Consider the following 15,891-nt stretch of genomic DNA (forward strand, 5'->3'; position numbering starts at 1 on the left):
GGCGTCGAGGGTGCTGCTGCGCGATTCCATCCTCGACGGGATGCGCGAATTGCTGACGGCCCGGGACTGGTCGTCGATCACGCTGTCCGACGTCGCGAAGACGGCCGGCATCAGCAGACAGACGATCTACAACGAATTCGGGTCCCGGCAGGGCCTGGCTGAGGGCTACGCGCTGCGGCTGGCGGACCGCCTCGTCGACGCCGTCGACCATGCGATCGACGCGAACGTGGGTGACGTCTATGCGGCCTTCCTGCAGGGATTCCGGGCGTTCTTCACCGAGTCGGCGGCCGACCCCCTGGTGATCTCGCTGCTCACAGGTGGCACGAAGCCGGATCTGCTGCAGATCATCACCACCGACAGCGGGCCGATCATCACCCGTTGCTCGGAGCGGTTGACGGCGACCTTCCAGCACAGCTGGGTCAGGGCCAGCGACGAGGACGCAGGCATCCTGGCTCGGGCCGTCGTGCGCCTGTGCATGAGCTACGTCTCGATGCCCCCTGAAGCCGACCATGACGTGGCCCGAGATCTGGCCCGATTGATGACACCGTTCGCGGAGCGCTACGGTGTCATAGACAACCCGTAGCTGTCAGTGCGCCGCCGCTGTTAATGCACATAGGCGCCTGTCCCGCGAGCCCGCAGGCTACGTGTTTCGGCACGGATGTCGTCGTTGCGCACATCTGTGCGGTTCACATGCATTGACGAAAAAGGGGCTCTAATTCACATGACTGTTCTGACCGCCGACGTCCGCAATGGCATCGACTACAAGGTCGCCGACCTGTCTCTCGCAGATTTCGGGCGCAAGGAGATTCGGCTCGCCGAGCACGAGATGCCGGGTCTGATGTCGCTGCGGCGTGAGTACGCCGACGTGGCGCCGTTGAAGGGGGCACGCATCTCGGGCTCGCTGCACATGACCGTGCAGACTGCGGTGCTGATCGAGACCTTGGTCGCCCTCGGTGCCGAAGTTCGATGGGCGAGCTGCAACATCTTCTCCACCCAGGACCACGCGGCGGCAGCAGTGGTTGTCGGGCCGCATGGGACCCCCGAGGAGCCCAAGGGCACCCCGGTGTTCGCGTGGAAGGGCGAGACGCTCGAGGAGTACTGGTGGGCTGCCGAGCAGATGCTGACCTGGCCCGATAACGAAGCCGGGCCTGCCCCGGCGAATATGATTCTCGACGACGGCGGCGACGCCACCATGCTGGTGTTGCGCGGCGCGCAGTACGAGAAGGCCGGCGTGGTGCCGCCCGCGGAGGACGACGACCCGGCCGAGTGGAAGGTCTTTCTGGCACTGGTCCGCGAGGGGTTCGATAAGGACAAGACCAAGTGGACCAAGATCGCGGAGTCCGTCAAGGGCGTCACCGAGGAGACGACGACGGGCGTGCTGCGGCTATACCAGTTCGAGGCGGCCGGTGAGCTGCCGTTCCCGGCCATCAACGTCAACGACTCGGTGACCAAGTCCAAGTTCGACAACAAGTACGGCACCCGGCATTCGCTGATCGACGGCATCAACCGCGGCACCGACGTGCTGATCGGCGGTAAGAAGGTGCTGATCTGCGGCTACGGCGACGTGGGCAAGGGCTGCGCGGAGTCGCTGGCCGGTCAGGGCGCGCGCGTGGCCGTCACCGAGATCGACCCGATCAACGCGCTGCAGGCGCTGATGGACGGCTTCGATGTCGTCACCGTCGAGCAGGGCATCGGCGAGGCCGACATCGTCATCACCGCGACCGGCAACAAGGACATCATCACCATCGAGCACATGCGCTCGATGAAGGATCAGTCGATCCTCGGCAACATCGGCCATTTCGACAACGAGATCGACATGGCCGCACTCGAGCGTTCGGGTGCGACGAGGCTGAACATCAAGCCTCAGGTCGACCAATGGATCTTCGGTGACGGTAAGTCGATCGTGGTGCTGTCGGAAGGCCGGCTACTGAACCTGGGCAACGCGACGGGCCACCCGTCGTTCGTGATGAGCAACAGCTTCTCCAACCAGGTGATCGCGCAGATCGAGCTGTGGACCAAGAACGACGAGTACGACAACGCGGTGTACCGGCTCGCCAAGCACCTCGACGAGAAGGTCGCGCGCATCCACGTCGAGGCGCTGGGCGGAACGCTGACCAAGCTCACCAAGGATCAGGCGGAGTACATCAACGTCGACGTCGAGGGTCCGTACAAGCCCGAGCACTACCGCTACTGAGAAGGGCGGCCTGAGCGCGCCGCCCCCGGGCCACTTTCGCAATGACACGTGTCCGGCAGCGACGAACGGAAACCATCGTGACAGTTCGCCGGTGCTTCGTCATTCCGGCATTGCTCGTAATTGTCAGCGCGTGTGGTTCTCAGCCAACGGCCAGTTCCACTTCGGATGCGGCGCCGTCGCCGGCAGGCACTGTCACGGCGGCGCCGGCACCCGACGCGCTCACCCCGCTGATCGGGTCGGTCCCCTTTGCTCCCATCCCGTTCGCCGGCTCGGATGGAAAGACCCATCTGGTGTACGAGCTCTTCGTCACCAACTTCACCGACGGGCCGCTGACCGTCAACGATCTGGCGGTGCTGGACGCCGCGACCGGGCAACCCGTCGGGCGGCTTGACGGGGCCGCACTCAGGCAGCGTCTCACCCCCGCCGGCCGACGCGACGGCACCGGCGAACTCCTGGCGGGACAATCGGGGACGGTGTTCATCCACCTGGTGTTGGACGACGGTGACGCCGTGCCCGGCCGGTTGCTTCATCGGGCGGAGCTGCATAGCGCCGCGATGCCGCCGGGGCAGGACCGCGTAACCGAGACGCTTGGCGCAACGGCCGTCGACCGGCGGAGGCTGCCCGTGGTGTCGGCACCGCTGGCCGGAGACCGCTACATCGCCGCTGACGGCTGCTGCGATGCGGTTCGGCACACCCGCGCCGTTCTTCCGGTCAACGGCCAGACCTTCCTGGCGCAGCGTTACGCGATCGATTTCGAGCAGGCCGACGAGCAGAACCGCATCTTCGCCGGAGACCCGAAGGATCCCGCGAGCTATGCGATCTTCGGTGAGCAGGTATACGCGGTCGCCGACGGCACCGTGGTCGGGGCGCGCAACGACCTTCCCGAGCAGACGCCGGGGACGTACCCGGCGAACATTCCGATCGACGAGGCGGACGGTAACTTCGTCGTGCTCGATATCGGGGACGGCTTCTTCGTCAACTACGCGCACATGCAGCCAGGCAGTGTGCGCCCCGCCGTCGGCGAAACCGTCACGCGTGGCGACGTGATCGGTTTGGTCGGCAACACGGGCAATTCGGTTGCGCCGCATCTGCATCTGCATGTGATGGACGGACCGTCGCCGCTGGCCGCGCAGGGCCTGCCCTACCTGTACGACCGGTTCACGATCACCGCGCAGGTGGCCAGCACCGCGGCCTTCGACGCCTCCGAGGGCACCGGTATCCCGCTGGTGACCGTGCCGGATGTGCCCACCAGCGAGCATAGCGACCAGCTGGTTCTCGATCAGAACGTCGTGACGTTCGCGCCCTGATGGCCGCCCGGTAGGCTCGCCGCGTGCTCATCGCGATCGAGGGCGTCGACGGCGCGGGCAAGCGGACGCTGACCAACGGGCTGCGCGCGGCGCTGGAGGGAGCGCACCGGTCGGTGGGCGCTCTGTCGTTTCCCCGCTACCAGCACTCCGTCACCGCTGATCTGGCCGCCGAGGCGCTGCACGGCGCACACGGGGACCTGTCCTCGTCCGTGTACGCGATGGCGGTGCTGTTCGCCCTGGACAGGTCCGGCGCGCGCGAGGAGATCAGCCACCTGCTGGCCGCCTATGACGTGGTGATTCTCGACCGCTACGTCGCCTCCAACGCCGCCTACAGCGCCGCGCGGCTGCACCAGAGCGCCGACGGTGAGGCCGTGGAATGGGTGCGCGAGCTGGAGTACGGACGCCTGCGGCTGCCTGCCCCCGATTGGCAGGTGCTGCTCGACGTGCCCACCGAGCTCGCCGCCGAACGCGCCACCCACCGCGCGGCGAACGAGGCCGACCGCGCCAAGGACGCCTACGAGCGTGACGACGGACTGCAGAGACGTACGGGTGAGGTCTACAGCGCGCTGGCCTCCGCGGAGTGGTGCGGACGCTGGTTCGTCGCCGGGCCGGATGTCGATCCCGACGCGCTCGCGCAAACCCTGACAGCGTCCTGACGGCGGAGCTGAGTCCCAAAGAGCAAAACGCCCCGTGTGGTATCTGAGTTTTGTCGCGATCTGGTGACACCATGGACACCATGAGGCAAAGGATTCTGGTCGTTGACGACGACCCATCTCTGGCCGAGATGCTCACCATCGTCCTGCGCGGTGAGGGTTTCGACACGGCGGTCATCGGCGACGGCACCCAGGCACTCACGGCGGTGCGCGAACTTCGCCCCGATCTGGTGTTGCTGGATCTGATGCTGCCCGGCATGAACGGCATCGACGTGTGCCGCGTGCTGCGCGCCGATTCGGGTGTGCCGATCGTGATGCTGACCGCCAAGACCGACACGGTAGATGTCGTCCTCGGCTTGGAGTCCGGCGCCGACGACTACGTGATGAAGCCGTTCAAACCCAAGGAACTCGTCGCGCGGGTGCGCGCGCGGCTGCGCCGCAATGAGGACGAGCCCGCCGAGTTGCTGTCGATCGGCGATGTCGACATCGACGTCCCCGCGCACAAGGTGACGCGGCAGGGTGAGCAGATTTCGCTGACCCCGCTGGAGTTCGACCTGCTGGTGGCGTTGGCACGTAAACCACGCCAGGTGTTTACTCGTGATGTGCTGCTCGAACAGGTGTGGGGATACCGTCACCCCGCCGACACCCGTTTGGTGAACGTGCATGTCCAGCGCCTGCGCGCCAAGGTTGAGAAGGATCCGGAGAATCCGCAGGTGGTGCTGACCGTTCGAGGAGTGGGATACAAGGCCGGACCTCCGTGATTTCACCGCCCGCGGTGGCCGTGATTTCACCGCCCGCGGTGGCCGTGATTTCACCGCCCGCGGTGGCCGTGATTTCACCGCCCGCGGTGGCCGTGATTTCACCGCCCGCGGTGGCCGAAATCCCGAACCCTCGGCAGTGGCCGTGATCTGGGGATCGAGGCGACGCAGCCGGGGCCGTTGGGGGCGTTCCGGCCCGTTGCTGCGCGGACTGGGGGCGCTGAGTCGGGCCATGGGTCTGGCCTGGCGCCGTTCCCTCCAGTTGAGGGTGGTCGCGCTCACCCTGGGGTTGTCGCTTGCTGTCATCCTCGTCCTCGGTTTCGTCCTCACCAGCCAGATCACCGACCGCATCCTCGAAGTCAAGGTCAACGCCGCGACCGAAGAGATCGAACGCGCCCGCAACACCGTCAGCGGCATTGTCGGCGGTGAGGAGACCCGCTCGCTCGACAGCAGCCTGCAGCTGGCGCGTAACACCCTCGTCGACCGCAAGGCCGACGCCGGCGCCGGCCTTGCAGGCGCGTTCGACGCGGTACTGGTGGTTCCGGGGGACGGACCCCGCGCCGCGACCGCCGCGGGGCCGGTGCAGCAGGTGCCCGACGCGTTGCGCGAGTTCGTCAAGGCGGGTCAGGTCAGCTATCAGTACGCGACAGTGCATACCGACGGGTTCTCCGGCCCGGCGCTGATCGTCGGCAGCCCGACCTCCTCACCTGTCACCAATCTCGAGCTCTACCTGATCTTTCCGCTGAACAACGAAGAGAGCACGATCGCGTTGGTGCGCGGCACGATGGCCACCGGCGCCGCGGTGTTGCTCGTTCTGCTGGCGGCCATCGCGTTGCTCGTGGCCCGTCAGATCGTGCTGCCGGTGCGATCGGCGTCGCGGATCGCCGAGCGGTTCGCCGAGGGCCATCTCACCGAACGGATGCCGGTGCGCGGTGAGGACGACATGGCCCGGCTGGCGGTGTCCTTCAACGACATGGCCGAAAGTCTGCACCGTCAGATCACGCAGCTCGAAGAGTTCGGTAACTTGCAGCGCCGCTTCACTTCTGACGTGAGCCACGAGCTGCGCACCCCGCTGACAACGGTGCGGATGGCCGCAGATCTGATCTATGACCACAGCGATGACCTGGATCCCGCACTGCGCCGTTCGACCGAGTTGATGGTCAACGAACTCGACCGGTTCGAGACCCTGCTCAACGATCTGCTGGAGATCTCGCGCCACGACGCCGGTGTCGCGGAGCTCTCCGTCGAATCGGTGGATCTGCGCAGCACCGTTCGCAGTGCGCTGAACAACGTGGGCCACCTGGCCGACGACGCCGGTATCGAGTTGATCGTCGACCTCCCCGCCGAGGGCGTGATCGCGGAGGTCGATCCGCGGCGGGTCGAACGCATTCTGCGCAACCTCATCGCGAATGCGATCGACCATGCCGAGCACAGGCCGGTGCGGATACGCATGGCCGCGGACGAGGACACCGTCGCGGTCACGGTGCGCGACTACGGAGTTGGCCTGCGGCCGGGGGAGGAGAAGCTGGTCTTCAGCAGATTCTGGCGCTCTGACCCGTCGCGGGTGCGACGATCCGGCGGCACGGGGCTTGGCTTGGCGATCAGCATCGAGGACGCCAGGCTGCATCAGGGCCGGCTGGAGGCGTGGGGCGAACCCGGCAAAGGCGCCTGTTTCCGGCTCACCCTTCCTCTCGTGCGCGGCCACAAGGTGACCACCAGCCCGCTGCCGCTCAAACCCATCCGGCCGGACCGCCCGCCGCGGCGGGCGGTTCCTGCCCGTGAGCCCGCCGGGGAGAATGTGTGAAGCGCGCACTTGCGGTGGTGTGGGTGCTGCTGTTCACGATCGCCGTCGCGGGCTGTGCGGGTGTGCCCAGTTCCTCTGCGCCCCAGGCCATCGGCACAGTCGACCGCCCCGCGCCGCCTCGCCTGCCCACACCGACGCCGGACATGGACCCCGACGTGCTGCTGCGCGAGTTCCTCAAGGCAACCGCCGATCCCGCGAACCGGCACCTGGCCGCGCGGCAGTTCCTCACCGAGTCGGCGTCGCAGGCGTGGGACGACGCCGGTAGCGCATTGCTCATCGACCGTGTGGTGTTCGTCGAGACGCGTCGCATCGATCGGGTGTCGGTGACGATGCGCGCCGACATCCTCGGATCGCTTTCCGACATGGGGGTTTTCGAGACCGCGGAAGGTGCGCTGCCCGACCCGGGATCCATCGAGTTGGTGCGGACGTCGGGCGGCTGGCGGATCGACCGGCTGCCCAACGGCGTTTTCCTTGACTGGCAACAGTTTCAGCAGACCTACAAGCGCAACACGCTGTACTTCGTCGACCCGACCGGGACCACCGTGGTGCCCGACCCTCGCTACGTCGCCGTGTCCGACCCCGATCAGCTGGCCACCGAGCTGGTATCCAAACTCACGGCGGGCCCCCGCCCGGAGATGACCGATACGGTGCGCAACCTGTTGGGGCCACCGTTGCGGCTTCGGGGTCCGGTGACCAGGGCCGACGGTGGCAAGGCGGGCGTCGGCAAGGGATACGGCGGCGCGAGAATCGATCTGGAGAGCCTGTCGACGACCGATCCGCATAGCAGGCAACTGCTTGCCGCGCAGCTCATCTGGACCCTATCCCGGGCGGGGATCAACGGCCCGTATGTAATCAACGCCGACGGTGCGGCGCTGGACGACCGATTCGTCGACGGCTGGGAGACTTCCGATGTCGCGGCCACCGACCCCGGCGCTGACGCCGGCGCGGCGGCGGGACTGCACGCCCTCGTGGGTGGTTCGATGGTGTCGCTGGACGGCCAGCAGGCCCCCCGGGTGCCGGGTTCGTTCGGGGAGATGCCGAATCAGACGGCGGCGGCGGTGTCCCGGACCGGTATGGACGGGGCATCGGTCGTGACGCTGCGACCGGGCGCGCCGGACATGGCGTCGAGCCTGTGGGTGGGTCCACTCGACGGCATCGCCGCTCAGGCCCTCGAGGGCCGAACCCTGACCCGACCCAGCTGGTCACTCGACGAGGCCATCTGGGTGGTTGTCGACGGCAACAATGTCGTGCGAGTCATCCAGGAGGCCGCGTCCGGTCAATCGGCACGGATTCCCGTTGACACGACCGCGATTTCGACGAGATTTCCTGGCACCATCACCGAGCTGCAGCTGTCCCGTGACGGCACCCGGGCTGCGCTGATCGTCGAAGGTCAGGTCATCCTGGCCGGAGTCAAGCTGACGCAGGACGGGCAGTACGTGCTCACCTACCCGCGCAGGCTCGGCTACGGGCTGGGCAATTCGGTGGTGTCGCTGTGTTGGCGGACCGGTGACGACATGGTGGTCAGCCGCACCGATCCGCAGCACCCGGTGTCCTACGTCAACCTCGACGGTGTGAATTCCGATGGCCCGAGCCGCAATTTGTTGTTGCCGGTGACGACGGTGGCCGCCAATCCGTCGACGGTGTACGTCGCCGACCAGCGCGGCGTGCTTCAGCTCTCCGGCGCCGCGGCGGAGGGGAACGCGGCCTGGGCCGAGGTTCGTCCCTTGATGATCGGCGGGGTGATCCCAGTGCTGCCCGGCTGAGTCCGCTCAGTCCCGTCCCCGCGTCTCCCGCGGACGCCCCGTGCAGCGGTGCCATGGGAGATGCCGGGCTGGTGGCATGAACCATCCGTTGGTGTCCAACGTGGACAGGGAGTAAACCGTCCGCACCTCCTCGGACGAGCGGAGATGATGGCGTGCACAGCCCAACACGAAAGGTTCACGATGGATCTCGAGGAGTTTCGCATCCCACGCCAGCAGTTCATCGTCGGCGCCGGCGCGGCCGTTGCTGCCACCGCGCTGGCGGCCTGCGGAAGCGGTGACAGCACGCCGGCGGCGACCGGCACCGGTGAGTCATCGCCCGCGGCGGGCGCGGGTCCCGAAGCGATCGCCAGCACCGCCGACGTCCCGGTGGGTTCGGGCGTGATCGTCGGCGACATCGTCGTGACGCAGCCGACGGCCGGTGAGTTCAAAGGACTGTCGGCGAAGTGCACGCACAAGGGGTGCACGGTCAACGCGATCGTCGACGGAACGATCGACTGTCCGTGCCATGGCAGCAAGTTCAACCTGGATGGCACCGTCGCCAACGGGCCGGCCGAGCGCCCGCTTGCCGCCGTCAACATCACCGTCGACGGTGATTCCATCGTCGCGTCCTGATTCGGCGACCGGGCGATCACTCGTGCTGTCCGGGGGGTGCGATCTGCCGGGGCGTGATGTCGTACCCGCCGGCCACACTGCGGACGTGCTCGACCTCGTCCTTCCGCTGCAGTGCGGCGGCTGTGGCGCACCGTCTGTTCGCTGGTGCCCGGCTTGTGCCCGCGCCCTGCACGTCGGTGTGGACCAGCCACGGCTGGTCGCACCGCGCATCGACCCCGGGGTTCCGGTGTTCTCGCTGGGTCGCTATGTGGGCGCCCGTCGCCGCGCCATCATCGCGGTCAAGGAGCACGGCCGCGCCGACCTCATCGCGCCACTGGGTGGCGCGCTCCGCGCCGGTCTCGCGCGCCTCCTGGGCTGGGGCATCGTCGACACGCCGCTGACGGTTGTCCCCGCCCCCACCCGCCGCGCGGTGGCCAGGCGCCGCGGCGGGGACCCCGTCACCAGGATGGCGGCCCTGGCCGCAGCATCGGGCGACAGCATCGCCATCGTCACCGCGCTGCGAATGCGCCCGCTCGTGCGCGACTCTGTCGGGCTGTCCGGACCTGCCCGCGCACGCAACGTCGCCGGCGGGGTCAGGCTGATCGCACCCGTCGCGGGAGACGTTGTGCTCGTAGACGACATCGTCACCACCGGGGCCACCGCGGCGGAGTCCGTGCGCCGCCTGCAGACCTCCGGCTCGCGTGTTGTCGCCGTGTTGACCGTCGCGAACGCGTGAAAAGGGCCCGCCGTTACCCGAAGGTCAATCGGAAATGAAGAACTGAAAACGCGTCAACGAAATTACTGGCACTACCGGGTGAACAGCGACTACCGTCGGCACCAACCATCCGTGAACGTCTCACGGCGGCGCCCGGGGATAACGAGGCGCCACTTCGCCGCACAACGGTAGGAGGTGAGTAGTCGACACCTTGCGCCGGTGGGCGGAGCCACATCCAATGACCCGTCGGCGCGTTTCGTGACAAGCCCGGCACGCGATTCGCGTGCGACGTGTGAGAGAAACGAGTTGCCAAGCATGTCAACCCAGCACGTGGAACCCGACCGCACCATGGTGGTCGAGGAGGACAAGCCTGCACCCGAGGCCAAGGCCGAGGTCGTGGTCAAGGGCCGAAACGTGGAGATCCCTGAGCACTTCCGCATCTACGTCTCAGAGAAGCTGTCGCGCCTCGAGCGATTCGACCGCACCATCTATCTCTTCGACGTCGAACTTGACCACGAACGCAACCGGCGTCAGCGCAAGAACTGTCAGCACGTCGAGATCACCGCGCGTGGGCGCGGGCCGGTCGTGCGCGGCGAGGGCTGCGCTGACAGCTTCTATGCCGCCCTGGAATCGGCGGTGTGCAAGCTGGAGAGCCGGCTGCGGCGCAGCAAGGACCGGCGCAAGATCCACTACGGCGACAAGACGCCGGTGTCGCTGGCCGAGGCGACGGCGCTCAACCCCCTTCCCGGCACCGCGCCGGCGACCGACGGGGACGCGCCGGCCATCGACGGCGTCGGCCTCGACGACCACGAACCCGGCCGTGTCGTGCGGATCAAGGAACATTCGTCCACGCCGATGACCGTGGACGACGCCCTCTATGAAATGGAGCTGGTGGGTCATGACTTCTTCCTGTTCCACGACAAGGAGTCGGACCGGGCTTGCGTCGTCTACCGGCGCCACGCCTATGACTACGGGCTGATTCGGCTGGCTTGACCCGTTACCGGCAGACGGAAAGGTCCCGGCCACCGCGTGTGGGCGGGACCTTTCCGTCTGCTCGGCGCGATAGTTTCCGCCGGGCGCTCGAGGTGAGCCGTCGGGCGTGTCACCTACCATGGACCTCGTCTGATACCTCAACCCACAGGGGATGAAGCGTGCTGTCGAAGTTGCTCCGTGTCGGTGAAGGCCGCATGGTCAAACGCCTCAAGAAGGTGGCTGACTACGTCAACACCTTGTCCGATGACGTCGAAAAGCTTTCCGACGCCGAGCTGCGGGCCAAGACCGACGAGTTCACGAAGCGCGTCGCCGGTGGGGAAGACCTCGACGACCTGCTGCCCGAGGCGTTCGCGGTGGCCCGCGAGGCCGCCTGGCGGGTGCTCTCCCAACGGCACTTCGACGTCCAGGTGATGGGTGGCGCGGCGCTGCACTTCGGCAACGTCGCCGAGATGAAGACCGGTGAGGGTAAGACGCTGACGGCGGTGCTGCCGTCGTACCTCAACGCGCTGTCGGGCAACGGCGTCCACGTCGTCACCGTCAACGACTACCTGGCCAAACGCGACAGCGAATGGATGGGGCGCGTCCACCGATTCCTGGGCTTGGACGTCGGAGTGATCCTGTCGGGTATGACGCCCGACGAGCGTCGCGCCGCCTACGCCGCCGACATCACGTACGGCACCAACAACGAATTCGGCTTCGACTATCTGCGCGACAACATGGGCCACTCCGTTGCCGATATGGTGCAGCGAGGCCACTACTTCGCCATCGTCGACGAGGTCGACTCGATTCTGATCGACGAGGCCCGGACCCCGTTGATCATCTCGGGCCCCGCCGACGGCGCATCGAACTGGTACACCGAATTCGCACGCCTGACACCGCTGATGGAGAAGGACGTCCACTACGAGGTCGACCTGCGTAAACGCACCGTCGGCGTGCACGAGCTGGGCGTGGAGTTCGTCGAAGACCAGCTGGGTATCGACAACCTCTACGAGGCCGCCAACTCACCGCTGGTCAGCTATCTCAACAACGCGCTGAAGGCCAAGGAGCTCTACGCCCGCGACAAGGACTACATCATCCGCAACGGCGAAGTGCTCATCGTCGATGAGTTCACCGGCCGCGTCCTCATCGGCCGCCGCTACAACGAGGGCATGCACCAGGCCATCGAGGCCAAGGAGCACGTCGAGATCAAAGCGGAGAACCAAACGCTGGCCACGATCACGCTGCAGAACTACTTCCGGCTCTACGACAAACTCTCGGGGATGACTGGCACCGCCCAGACCGAGGCGGCCGAACTGCATGAGATCTACAAGCTCGGCGTCGTCACCATCCCGACCAACAGGGACATGGTCCGAACCGATCAGTCCGACCTGATCTACAAGACCGAAGAGGCCAAGTACATCGCGGTCGTCGACGACGTCTCCGAACGGTACGAAAAGGGGCAGCCCGTCCTGATCGGCACCACCAGCGTGGAGCGCTCCGAGTACCTATCTCGGCAGTTCACCAAGCGCAAGATCCCGCACAACGTGCTCAACGCGAAGTACCACGAGCAGGAGGCGAACATCATCGCCGAGGCGGGACGGCTCGGCGCGATCACCGTCGCCACCAACATGGCAGGGCGCGGCACCGACATCGTGCTCGGCGGCAACGTCGACTTCCTGGCGGACAAACGGCTGCGCGAGCAGGGCCTCGATCCCGTCGAGACGCCCGAGGAGTACGAAGCCGCCTGGGACGAAAACGTCAAGAAGATCAAGACGGAAGCCGAAGCCGAGGCCGGCGACGTGCGCGCCGTCGGCGGACTTTACGTGCTGGGCACCGAACGCCACGAGTCCCGCCGCATCGACAATCAGCTACGCGGCCGCTCCGGGCGCCAGGGGGATCCCGGCGAATCGCGGTTCTACCTGTCCCTGGGTGACGAGCTGATGCGCCGATTCAACGGCGCCACCCTGGAATCCCTGTTGACCAGGCTGAACCTGCCGGACGACGTGCCCATCGAGGCGAAGATGGTCACCCGGGCGATCAAGAGCGCGCAGACCCAGGTCGAACAGCAGAACTTCGAGATCCGCAAGAACGTCCTCAAGTACGACGAAGTGATGAATCAGCAGCGCAAAGTCATCTACGACGAGCGCCGGCTCATCCTCGAGGGTGAGAACCTGCAGGAGCAGGCCCACAAAATGCTCACCGACGTGATCACCGCATACGTCAACGGTGCCACCGCCGAGGGTTACTCCGAGGACTGGGATCTCGAGGCACTGTGGACGGCGCTGAAGACGCTCTATCCGGTCGGCATCGACCATCACGACCTCCTCGATTCCGACGCGATCGGCGAGCCGGGCGAGCTGACGCACGACGAACTGCTTGATGCGTTGATCGCCGATGCCGAGCGGGCTTACGCCGAGCGCGAGAAGCAGCTGGAGGAGATCGCCGGTGAGGGCGCGATGCGACAGCTCGAACGCAATGTGCTGCTGAATGTCATCGACCGCAAGTGGCGTGAACACCTCTACGAGATGGACTACCTCAAGGAGGGCATCGGCCTGCGCGCGATGGCGCAGCGTGACCCGCTCGTCGAGTACCAGCGTGAGGGCTACGACATGTTCGTCGGCATGCTCGATGCGCTCAAGGAGGAGTCGGTCGGTTTCCTGTTCAACGTCACCGTCGAGGCGTCGCCCGCACCCCAGGTGGCGGCGATGGCGCCACCAACCGGTCTGGCCGAGTTCGCGGAGGCCGCCGCGGCCAAAGCCCAGGACGCCGGCCAGCCCGCCGGGGTGGCCACCAAGGAGCGCCCGGCGCCGGCGGCGGTGCGGGCAAAGGGCATCGAGACCGATGCCCCGCCGTTGACCTATAGCGGCCCGGCCGAGGACGGCAGTGCCCAGGTGCAGCAGGACAACGGCGGCCCGAGGCACGCGGCCCAGGCCGGCGGCTCCCGCAGGGAGCGCCGGGAAGCTGCGCGCAAGCAGGCGAAGGCCCGCGGCCGGGGCTGAACCGTCGCCGTCCTGCCCGGTTCACCCGATTTGCAGGGCGACGACCTGCCAGCGTCCCGCTTCTTCGGACAGTTCGATGCGTGCGGCCAGCGCGCGCACCCTGCCGCCACGGGTGTACGTGGCGAACACCTCCGCCGCCGTCGCGTCCGGGCCGGCGGGACGCAGTCGCACGCGGCGCAGTGTGGCGGGTGCGGTGCGGCGCGAGGGCGACATCTGTGACGTCCGCAACGTTGACGTCACCGCGTCCACCAATGCCGGCGTCAGCAGCGCCCGCAGCTGGATGACGGGCCTGCGCCGATCGAGAACTTCAAGCACCCGGCGCAGCGTCGCGTCGGCGAACAGCGACGCAGCCGGGGGCAACGGCGTTTCCTGGTCGGGCGGCCGGGTGTGGCGCAGCGGGCGCGGGGTGTGCCTGCGCAGCGTGAGGGCTGACGGGGTCCGGCACGCAGCATCCGCCGCTGGCGTGGCAGGCGGCTCGTAGTCGACGATGGGCGATATGAACGACGCGGGTACACGCGGTGTGGGCACGAGCTCTCCGGGATGTGGCGCAGCAGGACGGCGTCCACCGGAGAGGAGCGGACACCTGTCATGATCGCACGCCCTGAGGCATGGCCCATGCACCCGCGATGCGCGTTCACATGGGAGGCGGTTACCGTGTCGGGGTCTGGCCGAAGTGGCACGGGTGACGGGAGGACGGCGCGGGGATGGTGACGAGGCTGTCGGCGCCCGACTCATCGTTCTACCACCTGGAGAACACCGCGACGCCGATGTACGTGGGGTCGCTGTCCATTCTTCGCCGACCTCGAAACGGCCTGAGTTACGAGACGCTGCTGGCCACCGTCGAGCAGCGGCTCCCGCAGATCCCGCGCTACCGGCAGAAGGTACGTGAGGTGTCGCTCGGGCTGGCCCGGCCGGTATGGATCGACGACCGCGACTTCGACATCACTTACCACATCCGTCGCTCGGCGTTGCCGTCGCCGGGCACCGACGCGCAGCTGCATGATCTGGTGGCGCGCCTGGGCTCGCGGCCATTGGACAAGTCGCGGCCGCTCTGGGAGATGTATCTGGTCGAGGGGCTGACCAAGAACCGCGTCGCCATCTACACGAAATCGCATCAGGCGCTGGTCAACGGCATGACGGCGCTGGAGATCGGCCACGTTATCGCCGACCGTACCCAGAAGCCGCCGGATTTCGGCGAGGACATCTGGATCCCGGCCCGTGAGCCGAGCGACCGCCAGCTGCTGATCGGGGCGGTGGGTGAGTGGATCGCCAGGCCCGGCGCGCAGGTCACGGCGGTGCGTGACGCGGTGTCCGAGGTGGTTACCAACGCGGGCCAGCTCGCCGAGGTCGGCCGGCGCGTCGCGGATCTGGCACGCATCGTCGCGCGCGGTGCCGCACCGAGCAGCCCGCTGAACACCACGGTGTCACGCAATCGGCGGTTCACCGTGGCGCGCCATCAACTCGAGGAGTACCGGCAGCTGCGCTCGCGCTATGACTGCGACGTCAACGACGTCGTGCTGGCGGTGATCGCCGGTGCACTGCGCAACTGGCTGCTCTCCCGTGGTGAACCCGTGACGACCACGTCGACCGTGCGGGCGATGGCCCCGATGTCGGTATATGCGGAGGCCGAGCTGGATTCCGTTGGTCCGGGACAGCCGATCAGCGAGGTCGCGCCGTTCCTGGTCGACCTGCCGGTCGGGGAGGGCAACGCCGTCGTCCGGCTGTCCCAAATCGCCCACGCCGCCGAGGCGAATCCGACCGCGACGAGCCTGGTCGACGCGAGGACCATCGTCACGTTGTCCGGGTTCGCGCCGCCGACGTTGCACGCCATGGGAATTCGCGTCGCGACCAGCTTCTCGGCGCGGCTGTTCAACCTGCTGATCACCAATGTGCCTGGGGCGCAGAAACAGATGTACATCGCAGGCACAAAGCTTTTGGAGTCCTACGCTGTGCCGCCCCTGCTGCACAACCAGGTGCTGGCGATCGGTGTCACGTCCTACAACGGAATGGTGTACTTCGGCATCAACGCCGACAGGGACGCGATGAGCGACGTCGACGTACTGCCCGTCCTCCTGCGTGAAGCACTCGACGAGCTCCTCGACATCGCACGTTAACCGGGTGTTCGGCCGTAGGAT

At 67.0% G+C, this 15,891-nt stretch carries 13 protein-coding genes; 12 read left to right on the forward strand and 1 reads right to left on the reverse strand.

Translation table 11 applies throughout. The features are described 5' to 3' along the window. Positions 1-40 precede the first annotated feature (40 nt). The 11 genes from ADBZ6K_RS10620 (at position 41) to secA (ending at position 13,756) form a co-directional block, all read left to right on the forward strand. Complete coding sequence (locus tag ADBZ6K_RS10620; protein WP_526346349.1) at positions 41-583, forward strand: TetR/AcrR family transcriptional regulator; 543 nt, start codon at positions 41-43, stop codon at positions 581-583. Between the two features lie 138 nt (positions 584-721). After that, entirely contained in the window at positions 722-2,194 is a 1,473-nt protein-coding gene (gene ahcY / locus ADBZ6K_RS10625) for an adenosylhomocysteinase (RefSeq protein ID WP_526346272.1), read from the forward strand. A gap of 77 nt (positions 2,195-2,271) precedes the next feature. Further along, positions 2,272-3,501, forward strand: coding sequence for a M23 family metallopeptidase (locus ADBZ6K_RS10630; protein WP_526346274.1), 1,230 nt, complete (start codon positions 2,272-2,274; stop codon positions 3,499-3,501). Between the two features lie 23 nt (positions 3,502-3,524). Then, positions 3,525-4,157, forward strand: a complete 633-nt coding sequence (locus ADBZ6K_RS10635) for a dTMP kinase (RefSeq protein WP_526346276.1) — start codon at positions 3,525-3,527, stop codon at positions 4,155-4,157. A gap of 71 nt (positions 4,158-4,228) precedes the next feature. Then, on the forward strand, positions 4,229-4,915 hold the full coding sequence (mtrA, locus tag ADBZ6K_RS10640) for a two-component system response regulator MtrA (RefSeq protein ID WP_069415918.1): 687 nt from the start codon (positions 4,229-4,231) through the stop codon (positions 4,913-4,915). A 142-nt stretch (positions 4,916-5,057) separates the two neighbouring features. Further along, positions 5,058-6,716, forward strand: a complete 1,659-nt coding sequence (gene mtrB, locus ADBZ6K_RS10645) for an MtrAB system histidine kinase MtrB (RefSeq protein ID WP_526346351.1) — start codon at positions 5,058-5,060, stop codon at positions 6,714-6,716. Beyond that, positions 6,713-8,479: an MtrAB system accessory lipoprotein LpqB gene (gene lpqB / locus ADBZ6K_RS10650; RefSeq protein WP_526346279.1), complete on the forward strand. Its 1,767-nt coding sequence runs from the start codon at positions 6,713-6,715 to the stop codon at positions 8,477-8,479. The genes mtrB and lpqB overlap by 4 nt, the downstream gene beginning before the upstream one ends. Before the next feature lie 180 nt (positions 8,480-8,659). Further along, a complete protein-coding gene (locus tag ADBZ6K_RS10655; RefSeq protein WP_526346281.1) occupies positions 8,660-9,091 on the forward strand; it encodes a QcrA and Rieske domain-containing protein in 432 nt (143 codons plus the stop codon). Positions 9,092-9,176: 85 nt separating this feature from the next. Next, on the forward strand, positions 9,177-9,806 hold the full coding sequence (locus tag ADBZ6K_RS10660) for a ComF family protein (protein ID WP_526346283.1): 630 nt from the start codon (positions 9,177-9,179) through the stop codon (positions 9,804-9,806). Between the two features lie 327 nt (positions 9,807-10,133). Further along, positions 10,134-10,778 (forward strand): ribosome hibernation-promoting factor, HPF/YfiA family, encoded by a 645-nt coding sequence (gene hpf, locus ADBZ6K_RS10665; RefSeq protein WP_526346353.1) that lies wholly within the window; start codon positions 10,134-10,136, stop codon positions 10,776-10,778. A 158-nt stretch (positions 10,779-10,936) separates the two neighbouring features. Further along, complete coding sequence (gene secA, locus ADBZ6K_RS10670) at positions 10,937-13,756, forward strand: preprotein translocase subunit SecA (protein ID WP_526346285.1); 2,820 nt, start codon at positions 10,937-10,939, stop codon at positions 13,754-13,756. A 21-nt stretch (positions 13,757-13,777) separates the two neighbouring features. On the opposite strand, the gene ADBZ6K_RS10675 is transcribed toward secA, so the two are convergent. Then, positions 13,778-14,284: an Rv3235 family protein gene (locus ADBZ6K_RS10675; protein WP_526346287.1), complete on the reverse strand. Its 507-nt coding sequence runs from the start codon at positions 14,282-14,284 to the stop codon at positions 13,778-13,780. A gap of 176 nt (positions 14,285-14,460) precedes the next feature. On the opposite strand from ADBZ6K_RS10675, the gene ADBZ6K_RS10680 reads away from it, so the two are divergent. Continuing rightward, a complete protein-coding gene (locus tag ADBZ6K_RS10680; protein ID WP_526346289.1) occupies positions 14,461-15,870 on the forward strand; it encodes a WS/DGAT/MGAT family O-acyltransferase in 1,410 nt (469 codons plus the stop codon). Positions 15,871-15,891: the final 21 nt, after the last annotated feature.

Source organism: Mycobacterium sp., assembly GCF_044223235.1.
Classification (GTDB): domain Bacteria; phylum Actinomycetota; class Actinomycetes; order Mycobacteriales; family Mycobacteriaceae; genus Mycobacterium.